Source organism: Bradyrhizobium sp. SZCCHNR1053, from assembly GCF_032381235.1.
Taxonomy (GTDB): domain Bacteria; phylum Pseudomonadota; class Alphaproteobacteria; order Rhizobiales; family Xanthobacteraceae; genus Bradyrhizobium.
Map to the genome: position 1 here is coordinate 89,162 of NZ_JAUHJM010000012.1, position 11,349 is coordinate 100,510.

Below are 11,349 nucleotides of genomic sequence, written 5' to 3' on the forward strand. Positions count from 1 at the left end.
ATGACCGAACTTGCGCAGAATGCGGATGGACTCAAAGAGGCCGATATCGAGATGAGGCTGGATCGAGCCGCGCGCCTGGTACCACGCCGACGCTTCTTCAGCGATATGCCCGACAAGGGGCTGTTTGCATTGGTCGCCGTATTCGGTTTCATCGGGATACTATTCCTCAAGATGCACCAGTTCAATGCGGACTATATTGCAGGCGGCGCCGTCGCTCTAATGCTTGCTTACGGGTTGATCGCGTTCCAGTTTCGCCGCGTACAGCTTCGACCAGACCGCCTCGGAGACAACTTCTACTATCTGGGCTTCATTTTCACTTTGGCGAGCTTATCGGCTGCGCTGTTGTTGCTGCGCAACGGCAACGACATCAAGGATCTGTTGGGCAGTTTCGGAATTGCGCTGTTCACAACCATCGTTGGTGTCGCAGGCCGCGTTTTGTTCGTGCAGTTGCGGGCCGATATCGACGAAGTCGAGGATGAAGTCCGCCGAGATTTGCTGGGTGCTTCCGCCGACCTCCGTGCCCAACTGAGCTTGACCCTCGCGGAGTTCGAAACCTTCCATACCGGGGTGCAGCAGGCGGCGCGCAAAGCCGCCGAAGAATCGGTCGGCGCGGCGCAAGATTCAGTGTCGAACATCAGCCGCGTCGCCAACACCGCCGCGGAAAACATTGATCGTGCCTTTCGCACTGAGGGAGACCGCGTCGAGGTTCTGCGTGAGGGCACGTCCAAAATCGAGGTCAAGCTCGTCCGGCTGGCGAATGACCTGAATGACCGCTTCGACGAGTTTGGGGCGCGTCTGGACCGCGTCGTCGACCGTTTGTCGGTCGCCATCGGATTGATTGAAAAGCGCCGCCGCTGGTTTCACTTTTGGCCGTTTCACCGAAGTTAGGAGGCTGCAATGGCTTCGCGACTCGCCGATGAACGCGAACAGCGCCGGGGCCTCATTCTCGGACTAACTTTGGCGGAGATCCTGCTGCTGCTCCTGTTCCTGCTCCTGCTGACGCTCTCAGCCGAACTCAAGGATTGGCAGGACAGAGCCAATACGGCCGAAGAGCAGCTCAAGCCGCTTCAGCAAGCGCTACATGAGGGTGGCGCGGTCGATATCACTGCAGTGCAGCAGCTCGTCGAGCGCTTCAAACGCCTACAAGAGCTGGAGGCGGAAAATACAGCACTAAAGCAGCAGACCACCAGGCACGCTGAGCAATCAGATCTAGTCAAGTCACTTGGCCTCGACAGCTCGCAGACGTTCCGGTCGTTTGCCTCGGCAGTCGAGCAAGCCGCCGAGATCGATCCGAACGATCCGCCAGCCGTCCTCAAGCGTGCGGTCGAGATTCTTAATACCCTGGGCAAGGATACGCAGCCGAGCCAGATCAAGCCGCTTTCCCAGATGCTCGATTCCAATGAGGTTACCCAGAAACTTGCAGCGACGGAAGCCGATCGCGACAAGTGCCACCTCGAAGTGCTCAATCTGATGCACAGAAATGGAAACGGCCTTACCTATCCATCATGCTGGACGACGCAGACGGGACAAACGGAATATATCTTCGATATCACATTCGGCGATCGCGGGATTAGGGTCAGCGACGCTACGCCAACCCGAGCGAAAGATCCGGCTTGGGAGATGGTCGGCTCATTCAAACGTGATGTCGAAATCAACGAACGGGATTTCGTCGCGGCTACTCGGAAGCTCGCCGACAGAGCGACGTCGCAAAACTGTAAATTCTACACGCGCAACTGGGACGAAACCGGTCCATCGAACAAGGTGCGCTACAAGCAACTGAGGCGGGCGATTGAGCAGAATTTTTATCCTTATTACCCTCCAGCTCCGAGCGTGCCGCCCCGAAGGCCAGCATCCGCTCCTATGACCACGACGGCCGCACCCGGTCCGGCTGCGGGGCAGTCGGGCGAAGGGCGGCCGGAGTAGCCAGTTGGGACAGGGCAGATGTATCAGAAAATCACGTCGCTTCGCGCCGCAGCGTTGCCAATCGGGCGAATTGAGCGCAGGCTCCTCCCCAAGCGCGCAAGTCGCATCAGGGGAGAGACGCATGAAGGAACCGGGACTCGACGGCCGCCATCGGGACAAGGATGGCGAGATCAGCAGGAAGCACGGCAATACGTTGGTCGCCACGTTGCGCAAGATCTACGGCAAGTCCTTTGCGGCCGGCTATCCGGATTCGACGAAGCTCGGCGATGTGCTGCTGCAGCTCAACGAGACGTCGCTGAGCCAGTTGCGCCGGGACCACGGCACCGGACATTTGGATCACAAGATCAAGGAAGCCTCGAAGTGATCGGGTTTTGCTGATCGGGATCCATCGCCCGATTGGCGAGGCCGATTGGTGGTCGCAACGTTTGTTCGCTCCCGTGGTTTCGTGCGTCCCGCCACGTGGAGCGCGTCGTCTTGCATCGCTGCGCGGAGCGCCATCGCGCGTCGGAAAGCCCGGGCACCGGGCACTCCGACGCTGAATCCGACGGACGAATCGGTCCTACTTCCCCATGCTTCCCGCCTGGTTCGTGCCCGGGCCGACATTGCCCTGGCTCGACGAGGTGGAATCGCGGCCGGACTTCATGTTGCTGCCGGTGGTCTGCGACAAGGTGGTCGACGTCGCGGCGTTGTGCTTCTTGTGGTGCTTCGCTTGGGCGGCGAGCGGGACGGCGGCGAGGGTGGCGGCGACGAGGGTGGCAATGGCGAGCTGGGTCTTCTTCATGGATCCGATCTCTATCCGGTTGAACTCCACGCCGCCCAACCCGGCTGCGACATCACAGTTCCTGCCGGGGATCAAGCGTTGTTGTTCGATTCCGACGGCGCGCGTGAAGGTGCGATGCAGCAGCGTCAGGCCGGCGCTTGCATGGGCACGGCGCCAGGCTGCGACGTCGGCTTGGGAAACGGCCGGAAGGTCATCATCATCATGACAGCGCCGAGGCCCATCACCCACGAGCCGACATAGAGCCAAGTGTAGCTTGCAAAGCTGTCGTAGATCAGGCCGCCGGCCAGCGGGCCGGTCGCCATGCCGAGGCTGCCGGCCATCGCCGTGCCGCCGATCACCGTGCCCATGATGCCTTGCGGAAAGTTGTCACGCGCGATCGCGGCGTAGAGCGGCATGGTGCCGGCATAGAGGAAGCCGAAGGTCGCCGCGACCGCATAGAACGCGGCGAGGTCGCGCACGACCACGTAGGCGAGCGCGCCGAACGCCTGCGCGAGCAGGCCGAGAACGAGTACCCGCTTGGCGCCGAAGCGGTCGCCGAGCAGGCCGAAGGCGATGCGGCCGCCGAGCCCGGCGAGCCCCTCGATGCTGTAGATCGTCACCGCCGCCATCAGCGGGATGCCGCAGGTGACGGCGTAGCTCACGGTGTGGATGATGGGGCCGGAATGCGTGGCGCAGCAGAAGAAGTTGGTGGCGAGCAGGATCAGGAACTGCGGCGAGCGCAGCGCCGCCGATCGCGTCATCTCGGCCGGCCCGGCGGCGGGACCCGACGCGACGGCGTCGCCGGGCGCGGACGATGGCGGACGGCCCACGAGCAGCGACGTGGGAATCATGATGGCGGCCACGATCGCGGCGATGCACTGCATCGCGGTCCGCCAGTCGTAGCTGGAGACGAGCCAGGCCGCGAGCGGCGACATCGTCATCGGCGCCACGCCCATGCCGGCCGAGACCAGCGACACCGCGAGGCTGCGATGGGTGTCGAACCAGCCGGTGACGGTCGCCATGACCGGCGGGAAGATCGCCGCCGTCGCGATGCCTGCGATCAGGCCGAACAGCAGTTGGAACGCCAGCAGCGAGGATGTCAGGCTTGCCAGCAGCAGGCTGACGGCGAGCAGGATCGATCCGATCAGCAGCACGGGACGCGGGCCGATGCGGTCGGACAGCGTGCCCCAGCCCATGCTGGTGACGGCCATCGCCAGGAAGCCGATCGTCATCGCGGTGGAGATCCCCGCGACCGACCACCCGGTCTCGGCGGCCATCGGCTTGAGGAACACCGGCAGCGAGAACAGGCCGCCGACGGCGACGCAGCCGAGCACGCCCCCGGCCGCCACGATCACCCAGCGATAGTACGATGCGCTCATCCGCCGTCTCCTTCCCGATTGTTCGGTTGGAAGACGATCGGGACAAGGCCGAGACGACACGCGGCGATCGGATTTTTTCGCGGGCTGTGGAGCCGGCGCCTCACACCGGCGTCATGCCGTGCTGGCGTTTGGTCTCGGCGGTCTCCTCCGAGACCAGATATTCGATGAAGGCCCGCGCCGCCTCGGTATGCGCGCCGGCCTTGCACAACGCCGCCGCGAACACCGTGCCGGGCTGCAGCGACGCGGGCAGCAGGCCGACGATGTCGATGCCAGGCGCGCCGAGCATCTCGCTGAGCTGCTGGAAGCCGACCTCGACCTCGCCGTCGGCGAGCAGCCTGGCGACGGGAATGCCGGGCTTGGCCTGGACCAGGCGCGAAGTGCCCTCGCTCTCCAGGCCCCAGTCGCGGGCGAGCTTCTGCACATACATGCCGCTCGGGCCGGTGGAGATGCCGATCGCCTTGGCGTTCTCCATCGCCCTGCGCACGGCGGCCTCGTCGAGCGGATCGGGCTTGGGGCTGCCGGCGCGCACCGCCATCGCCATCGGCGATTCCGCGATTTCGATGATGCTGCCGGGAACGAGATGGCCGTCGCTTTCAAGCTTCTGCAGCGCATCGGAGGCGAGCACGGCGAAGTCGAACGCTTCGCCGGCGCGGATGCGCTTGGCGGCATCGACGCCGCCGACGGATTCGATCGTGATCACCTCGCCGGTCGCCTCCTCATAGGCGGCGGCGAGCTCAGCGAGGATCTGCCTCGTCGCCATCGAGGAAATGCCGGCGGCGGTCACGCTCATGATCAGCTCCGTTCAACGATGTCGATGACGACGCCGCAAAGGCGGACGCGCACGTCTCGGATATGGCAAGCGCGGCGGCCGAGCAAGATGGTCGTCACTTGGGCACGTTGCGCTCCAGATCCTCCAGCCACGCGGTGGCGTTGCCGTCCGACGGCGCGCGCCAGTCGCCGCGCGGCGACAGGGCGCCGCCGGCGACCACTTTCGGGCCGTTCGGCATTGCCGAGCGCTTGAACTGGCTGAAGGCGAAGAAGCGCTTGAGGAACACCTCCAGCCACTTCCTGATCTCGCCGAGCGTGTAGGCGTGACGCTTGTCGGCGGGAAAGCCCGGCGGCCAGGCGCCGTCGCCCGCATCTTTCCAGGCGTGATGGGCCATGAAGGCGATCTTCGAGGGGCGCATGCCGTAGCGCAGCGTGTAGAACAGGTTGAAGTCCTGCAGCTCATAGGGGCCAATCGCGGCCTGCGTGCTCTGCGGCGTCTCGCCCTCCTTCACCGGCACCAGCTCCGGCGAGATCTCCGCTGAAAGCACCGCCTCGAGCGTGCGGTCCACTTCGGCGGAGAACTGACGCGAGGCGATCACCCAGCGGATGAGATGCTGGATCAAGGTCTTCGGCACGCCGGCATTGACGTTGTAGTGCGCCATCTGATCGCCGACGCCATAGGTGCACCAGCCCAGCGCGAGCTCGGAGAGATCGCCGGTGCCGAGCACGAGGCCGCCGCGATCATTGGCGAGGCGGAACAGGTAGTCGGTGCGCAGGCCCGCCTGCACGTTCTCGAAGGTGACGTCGTAGACCTGTTCGCCGCGGCCGAAGGGATGGCCGATGTCCTTCAGCATCTGCGTCGCGGCGGGGCGGATGTCGAGCTCGGCGGCACTGACTTGAAGCGACGTCATCAGCGCATGCGCGTAGGACTTGCTTTGCGCGCCGGTCGCAAAGCCCGGCATCGTATAGGCGAGGATGTTGGTGCGCGGCAGGCCGAGCAGGTCCATCGCCTTGGCGGCGACGATCAGCGCATGCGTGGAATCGAGCCCGCCGGAGACGCCGATCACGATGCGCTTGGTGCCGGTGGCGCGCAGCCGCTGGACGAGACCCGCGACTTGGATGTTGTAGGCCTCGTAGCAGTCCTGATCGAGCCTCGCGGGATCACTCGGCACGAACGGAAAGCGCTCGATGCTGCGCATGAAGCCGATGTCATCGAGGGTCGGCTGCAGCTCGAAGCCGATGCGGCGGTAGTGCACGCCGGCGCGTTGCGCGCGCGCATTGTCGTCGAACGTGCCCATCAGCGCCCGCTCCTGACGCAGCAGATCGAGATCGATATCGGCGAAGATGGTCTGGCCGATCTGGCGGAAGCGCTCGCTCTCGGCCAGCAGCACGCCGTTCTCGAAGATCGAGGTCTGGCCGTCCCAGGCGAGATCCGTGGTGGATTCGCCCACACCGGCCGCCGCGTAGATGTAGGCGGCGAGGCAGCGCGCCGAGGTGGAACGACAGAGCAGCGAGCGTGACTCGGCGCGGCCGACCGTGATCGGGCTGCCCGAGAGATTGGCGAGCACGGTGGCGCCGGCGAGCGCCAACTCGGACGCCGGCGTCACCGGGATCCACATGTCCTCGCAGATCTCGACGCCGATGACGAGCCCGGCGACGTCAGCGGCGGCGAACAGCAGATCCGTGCCGAATGGCGCCATGGTCTCGGCCACCTCGATCATCTCGCCGCGGATGCCGGCGCCGGAGGCGAAGTGACGGCCCTCGTAGAACTCGCGATAGGTTGGCAGGTAGCTCTTCGGGATGACGCCGAGTACCTCGCCGCGATGGATCACGACGGCGCAATTGTAGACGCGATGCGCAAAGCGCAGCGGCGCGCCGACGATCATGACCGGCATCAGGTCGTGCGAGGCTTCGACCAAGGTGAGCAGGCCGCGCTGGACGGCGTCGAGCAGCGGATCCTGCTTGACCAGGTCCTCGATCGCGTAGCCGGACAGGCAGAGCTCCGGAAACACCGCGACCGCCGCCCCCTGGTCATGGCAGGCGCGCGCCGCCGCCAGGATCGCCGCCGCGTTGGCGGTGGGGTTGGCGACGCTGGAGGCCGTGACGCAGGCGGCGACGCGGGCAAAACCGTGCCGGTAGATCGAATGGAAATTCATCGTGGCAGTCCATCTCCTGTCACCTGATCATACGACATGGACCATGACGGGAGCCATAACAAGGGCGGCAGGCCAGCACCGCCAGGGGCGCAGGCTGTGACCTCCGCACGCGTCATTTGAATTGCGCGGGCCACCCGGTGCCGGGTAACTCGAGGCTCGCTTCTTCGCGCCATCCGGGTGAACGGCATCCATGAACCTCTTCGTCATCGGCTTCGGCTACACCGCGCAGCGCTTCGTCGAACTGCACCGCGGCGCGTTCGCGCGCGTCGGCGGCACGGTGCGCGGCGCCGACAAGCGCGCGCAGCTGGCGCCTGATGACATCGACCTGTTCGACGGCACGGCGCCGGCCGCGACGCTGGCGAAAGCCGCGGGCGCCGACGTCGTGCTGATCTCGGTGCCTCCGGGAGCCGGCGACGACCCGGTGCTGGCCACGTTCGGCGACGCCATCACGGCAGGGCGCGCGCGCCGCGTAGTCTATCTCTCGACTGTCGGCGTCTATGGCGACCATCAGGGCGGCTGGATCGACGAGGACACGCCGCTGGCGCCTGAGCACGACCGGGTGCAGGCCCGGGTCCGCGTCGAGGCGGACTGGCGCGCGCGGATCGGCGACCGGCTCGCGGTGCTCCGGCTCGGCGGCATCTACGGGCCGGGCCGCAATGCGCTGGTCGAGCTGCGGGCCGGGCGGGCGCGGCGCATCGTCAAGCCGGGACAGGTGTTCAACCGCATCCATGTCGATGATGCGGGCCGCGCGATCATGGGCGCGATCGAGCGCCGGCAAGGCGGAGCCTGGAACATTGTCGACGACGAGCCGGCGCCACCGCAGGATGTCATCGCCTACGCCGCCGCGCTAATGGGCATCGCGCCGCCGCCCGAGCTGCCGTTCGACCGCGCCGAGCTGTCGCCGATGGCGCGGAGCTTCTATGCCAGCAACCGCCGCATCCGGAATGCGCGGGCCAAGCAGGAGCTCGGCGTCGACTTCGCTTACCCGACGTATCGTGCCGGGCTCGGCGCGCTGTGGGCCGCGGGCGAAGGGCGCTGAGGCGAGATTTCTGGGGCCGGGCGGGAAACCTTTCCCGCCACCGACGATTGCAACGAACAAAGATTGTCATGCGGGTTTGACGCGACTGCACGTCGTGCACCCCTCACACGACGGATGTTCGACGTGCAAGGCGATCAACCCATCAGCTGGCTGATGTTCTTCACGCTCGCGGCCGCGATCATCATTGCCGCCAGCGCGTTCCTGGCCTTCCTGCGCTCGCGACACAACCGCGAGATCGCGTCGGTGGCGCTCGAGGGCGACGGCCGCGCCCGCGTCGTCGCTGACCGGAGCCGGTGCCGAGAGCGGCGGGCATCCGGAGGCCAATCCGCCGGCGAGGTAAAAAATACCCCCTGGAAGCAAGAAGGCCGCGCAATGCGCGGCCTTCTCTGATGTTCACGCGGCCGGACCAATCAGATCGCGGCTGCGACCTTGTCGAGGCCGATGGTGCGCGCAAGCCGCCGCACTTCGTCCTTCTGGTCCTCGCGCAGCTGCCACAGCAGCGGCATCGCGGCCGACTTCAGCTGTTGCACCTCATCCGAATCCGGATCGATCGCCACCGCGCCCGGCTTCGCCGCGCCCTGGCGGCCGGCGTGGATCTTGCGGGCGACGGCGCGCAGCGCCGTCTCGACCGCCGGCCAATAATATTCCTGGCTCGACGACAGCCGCAGCCGCTCCTTGATGCCCGCGATCTGGCCGTCCGACAGCAACGAATAGGCCTTCTGCACCTCCGGCTTCAGCGGCGCCGGGGCCGGCTCGCTCCTGGCGAGAATCTTGGACTTCGGCACCACCGGCTCGGCAGCGACGACGGCCGACGCCTTCGCCATTTCCGGCTCGGACGGCGCATAGGCAAAGGCCTGACGCAGCGTCGCCTTCGACGGGGCACTCGGCTGCTGCACCTCGGGAGCCGCAAGTGTGACCATCGCCAGGCGGTCGCCCTTGGCTTCACGGTTGGAGATTGGGCTCTTCGCCACCACAGGCGGCATCATCGCACCGGCCGAAGGCACGCTGTCCCGCATCAGGACGCTTGTCACGGCCGCGCCTGCGATCAGCACGCCCAGCACAGCGACAAAAGCGATCGACTTCGTCACGCAATTCTCCGTATCCCGGCGGAAAGCCGCAGCTTGCCGAAAAGTGGGAGTTAATTAAGGCTTTACGATGCCACAGAAACACAGAGGCCACCATTCTGCCCTGTGAACATGATGGATATTTTTTCACGCCGCCGAATACAGCTCGGCCGGCATCAGCAGATCGTACACGGCCTGGATGTCGGCGACGATGTCGGAGGCCTCCCAAAGCGCCGCCGGTTCCACCGAATGCAGGCTGATGGTCCAGTTCCCGCCGCGAGCGGTGCGGGGAACGCTCATGATGTCGAACTGGACGTTGCGGCACAGCGGATGCCGCTGCAAAGCATGCCCGACGCGGATCCGGATCTCCTCGAGCGTCGCCCGCTCCTTGTCCTGCCGTAGCCCGATGCCCATCGCACGATTCCGCCAAGTTCAAGCTCCGCGGATTGTGGGACCCGATGGTTAATGGTGCCTTAAGGACACACATCACGTTTTCTCTCATGATCGGAGGCCACCCGCGCCGCCGTACTCATCAGCCGTGCGCGCGACCAGCACGGCGACCGACGGGATGTCGGTGACCCCCGAGGTCGCGTGCCCCGCGCTCCAGATGTCGCGCCAGCGTTTCGGCCGCGCCTCGCGCGCGGCGATGTCGATGTCGCTGCCGATCTCGATCGCGCCGCGCGCCGGCAACGCTTCGGGATCGAGCCCGGCCGCGACGATCGACGGCCGAAGCATGCTGGTCGGCAGGCCCGTGAACGCCGAGGTGAGCAGCACGTCATCGGCCGAGCTTGCCACCAGCATCGCCTTGTAGCGATCATCGGCCATGCTTTCGCGCGTGGCGATGAACTTCGTGCCCATATAAGCGAGATCGCAGCCGAGCACTTCGGCCGCCCGCAAGGCCACGCCGTCGCTGATGCCGCCCGCGAGCACGATCGGCCCGGCGAAGAACGCCCTGACCGCGCGCACGAAGGCGAACGGGTTGAGCCAGCCGGTCTGGCCACCCGCGCCGGCCGTGAGCAGCACCAGCCCGTCGGCGCCGGCTTCCACCGCGCGCTCGGCATGACGGATCGAGGCGACGTCGGCCAACACCAGCGCGCCCGCATCATGCAAGGGCGCAACGACCTTCGCCGGCGAGCCGACCGATGTGATCACGATCTCCGGCCGGTGCCGCAATAGCACCGCGAGATCGTCCTTCAGCCGCGCGTTGGAGTGATGCACGATCAGATTCGGGCAGACCGGCGCAGTCGCCGCCCCGCTGGTATCGCTGCTGCGCGCAAGCCGATCCGCAATCCGGAACAGCCAGGCGTCGAGCTCGTCGGGGGTGCGACAATTGACCGTCGGGAACGCGCCGATCACGCCGTTGGCGCAGGCCGCGCTCACCAGCTCGATTCCCGACACCAGAAACATCGGCGCTGCGATCAGCGGCAGGCGCAGCCGCGTCCGCAGCCCGGCCCATCGAGTCTCCTGCACGGCGCGCCCTCCCTGATCTCTGTTCGGCTCAGGGATAACGACGCAGCCGCATGCGATCAATCGTTGCCGAAGAAGCTGAAGCGCGGCCCCTCCATGCCGACCGGCTGCGCCGCATAGGCGCGGGGCGTCGTATCCTCGCGCACCGCCTGCTCGACGGCGCGCAGATCCTGCTCGCGGCGCTGGCGCCGGCGCTCGACATATTGCCGGTGCCGGTCGGCGCGGCGCTGCTCGGCGACGCGCTTGCGCTCGGCCCCGCGCGCCTTCAGGTCCGCGTCCTGAACTTTTTCTGCGGCCTTCTCCTGGAGCTTGGCCTGGGCGTCGTCGGACGTGGTGGCCGGGGTGGTGGCCGCCACCGCAGAAGCCGCGGGCGCAGCCGCCTGCTGCGACGGCGCGGGACTGGCCGAGGCCGACGTCGCAGGCGCCGTCTCGGCTGCTGCAGGCGACACCTTGATCGGCGTCGTCGCAGCCGCCTGCGTCGCCGCAAGATACGCGGTGGCGGTCGGACTTGGCGATGGCGCGTCCGGTCCGGAGCGCTCGAGCTTGGTCGATTCCATCACCGGCGATCGCGGATGCATGCCCTCGGCCAGAATGAGCCCACCGCCGAGACCGGCCGCGACGGCAATGGCGACCGTTCCGGCTCCTGCAAAAAAGGCTGTCGAGGTGCGCATGGCCTTGCTCCTTATTCTTCGGCCGGGCAACGCGGGGCGCGCTGCGATGTTCCGGGAACGGCAGAGCGCGCCTTGAGCGCGAGGCACTTTCTGATAGCGTCGGCAACAAGCCATGCGACGCC

Annotated in this window: 13 protein-coding genes; 5 read left to right on the forward strand and 8 right to left on the reverse strand. The window is 66.3% G+C overall.

Annotated elements, in window-relative coordinates; translation table 11 throughout:
• From QX051_RS24035 to QX051_RS24045, 3 genes are all read left to right on the forward strand, one after another.
• On the forward strand, positions 1-888 hold the full coding sequence (locus QX051_RS24035; RefSeq protein WP_315777825.1) for a hypothetical protein: 888 nt from the start codon (positions 1-3) through the stop codon (positions 886-888).
• A gap of 9 nt (positions 889-897) precedes the next feature.
• On the forward strand, positions 898-1,923 hold the full coding sequence (locus QX051_RS24040; protein WP_315777826.1) for a hypothetical protein: 1,026 nt from the start codon (positions 898-900) through the stop codon (positions 1,921-1,923).
• A gap of 121 nt (positions 1,924-2,044) precedes the next feature.
• Positions 2,045-2,287 carry a hypothetical protein gene (locus QX051_RS24045; protein WP_315772731.1) on the forward strand — a complete coding sequence of 81 codons (243 nt, stop codon included), beginning with the start codon at positions 2,045-2,047 and terminating at the stop codon, positions 2,285-2,287.
• A gap of 195 nt (positions 2,288-2,482) precedes the next feature.
• Here QX051_RS24045 and QX051_RS24050 read toward each other — a convergent pair whose 3' ends face one another.
• The 4 genes from QX051_RS24050 to QX051_RS24065 form a co-directional block, all read right to left on the reverse strand.
• Positions 2,483-2,704, reverse strand: a complete 222-nt coding sequence (locus QX051_RS24050; RefSeq protein WP_315777827.1) for a hypothetical protein — start codon at positions 2,702-2,704, stop codon at positions 2,483-2,485.
• 125 nt (positions 2,705-2,829) lie between these two features.
• Positions 2,830-4,062 (reverse strand): MFS transporter, encoded by a 1,233-nt coding sequence (locus QX051_RS24055; protein WP_315777828.1) that lies wholly within the window; start codon positions 4,060-4,062, stop codon positions 2,830-2,832.
• Between the two features lie 100 nt (positions 4,063-4,162).
• Positions 4,163-4,852, reverse strand: a complete 690-nt coding sequence (locus tag QX051_RS24060) for a substrate-binding domain-containing protein (RefSeq protein WP_315777829.1) — start codon at positions 4,850-4,852, stop codon at positions 4,163-4,165.
• A gap of 94 nt (positions 4,853-4,946) precedes the next feature.
• Positions 4,947-6,986, reverse strand: a complete 2,040-nt coding sequence (locus QX051_RS24065; RefSeq protein ID WP_315777830.1) for an NAD(+) synthase — start codon at positions 6,984-6,986, stop codon at positions 4,947-4,949.
• Positions 6,987-7,176: 190 nt separating this feature from the next.
• Between QX051_RS24065 and QX051_RS24070 the strand changes: the two genes are divergently transcribed.
• Both QX051_RS24070 and QX051_RS24075 read left to right on the forward strand, forming a co-directional pair.
• A complete protein-coding gene (locus QX051_RS24070) occupies positions 7,177-8,025 on the forward strand; it encodes an SDR family oxidoreductase (RefSeq protein ID WP_315777831.1) in 849 nt (282 codons plus the stop codon).
• A 114-nt stretch (positions 8,026-8,139) separates the two neighbouring features.
• Positions 8,140-8,415 (forward strand): hypothetical protein, encoded by a 276-nt coding sequence (locus tag QX051_RS24075; protein WP_315777887.1) that lies wholly within the window; start codon positions 8,140-8,142, stop codon positions 8,413-8,415.
• Between the two features lie 20 nt (positions 8,416-8,435).
• On the opposite strand, the gene QX051_RS24080 is transcribed toward QX051_RS24075, so the two are convergent.
• The 4 genes from QX051_RS24080 to QX051_RS24095 form a co-directional block, all read right to left on the reverse strand.
• Positions 8,436-9,056, reverse strand: a complete 621-nt coding sequence (locus tag QX051_RS24080) for a hypothetical protein (protein ID WP_315737021.1) — start codon at positions 9,054-9,056, stop codon at positions 8,436-8,438.
• Positions 9,057-9,236: 180 nt separating this feature from the next.
• Positions 9,237-9,503 (reverse strand): hypothetical protein, encoded by a 267-nt coding sequence (locus QX051_RS24085; protein WP_315777832.1) that lies wholly within the window; start codon positions 9,501-9,503, stop codon positions 9,237-9,239.
• A gap of 84 nt (positions 9,504-9,587) precedes the next feature.
• Positions 9,588-10,559, reverse strand: coding sequence for a nitronate monooxygenase (locus QX051_RS24090; protein ID WP_315777833.1), 972 nt, complete (start codon positions 10,557-10,559; stop codon positions 9,588-9,590).
• A 56-nt stretch (positions 10,560-10,615) separates the two neighbouring features.
• Positions 10,616-11,227, reverse strand: a complete 612-nt coding sequence (locus tag QX051_RS24095; RefSeq protein ID WP_315777834.1) for a hypothetical protein — start codon at positions 11,225-11,227, stop codon at positions 10,616-10,618.
• Positions 11,228-11,349 lie beyond the last annotated feature (122 nt).

What these genes read in the sequence shown, in the direction of transcription:
- QX051_RS24095 (WP_315777834.1), bottom strand. Translation starts at nt 11,227, where the DNA reads ATGCGCACCTCGACAGCCTTTTTTGCAGGAGCCGGAACGGTCGCCATT.
- QX051_RS24040 (WP_315777826.1), top strand. Translation starts at nt 898, where the DNA reads ATGGCTTCGCGACTCGCCGATGAACGCGAACAGCGCCGGGGCCTCATT.
- QX051_RS24075 (WP_315777887.1), top strand. Translation starts at nt 8,140, where the DNA reads ATGTTCGACGTGCAAGGCGATCAACCCATCAGCTGGCTGATGTTCTTC.
- QX051_RS24085 (WP_315777832.1), bottom strand. Translation starts at nt 9,503, where the DNA reads ATGGGCATCGGGCTACGGCAGGACAAGGAGCGGGCGACGCTCGAGGAG.
- QX051_RS24055 (WP_315777828.1), bottom strand. Translation starts at nt 4,062, where the DNA reads ATGAGCGCATCGTACTATCGCTGGGTGATCGTGGCGGCCGGGGGCGTG.
- QX051_RS24070 (WP_315777831.1), top strand. Translation starts at nt 7,177, where the DNA reads ATGAACCTCTTCGTCATCGGCTTCGGCTACACCGCGCAGCGCTTCGTC.
- QX051_RS24050 (WP_315777827.1), bottom strand. Translation starts at nt 2,704, where the DNA reads ATGAAGAAGACCCAGCTCGCCATTGCCACCCTCGTCGCCGCCACCCTC.
- QX051_RS24045 (WP_315772731.1), top strand. Translation starts at nt 2,045, where the DNA reads ATGAAGGAACCGGGACTCGACGGCCGCCATCGGGACAAGGATGGCGAG.
- QX051_RS24035 (WP_315777825.1), top strand. Translation starts at nt 1, where the DNA reads ATGACCGAACTTGCGCAGAATGCGGATGGACTCAAAGAGGCCGATATC.
- QX051_RS24060 (WP_315777829.1), bottom strand. Translation starts at nt 4,852, where the DNA reads ATGAGCGTGACCGCCGCCGGCATTTCCTCGATGGCGACGAGGCAGATC.
- QX051_RS24065 (WP_315777830.1), bottom strand. Translation starts at nt 6,986, where the DNA reads ATGAATTTCCATTCGATCTACCGGCACGGTTTTGCCCGCGTCGCCGCC.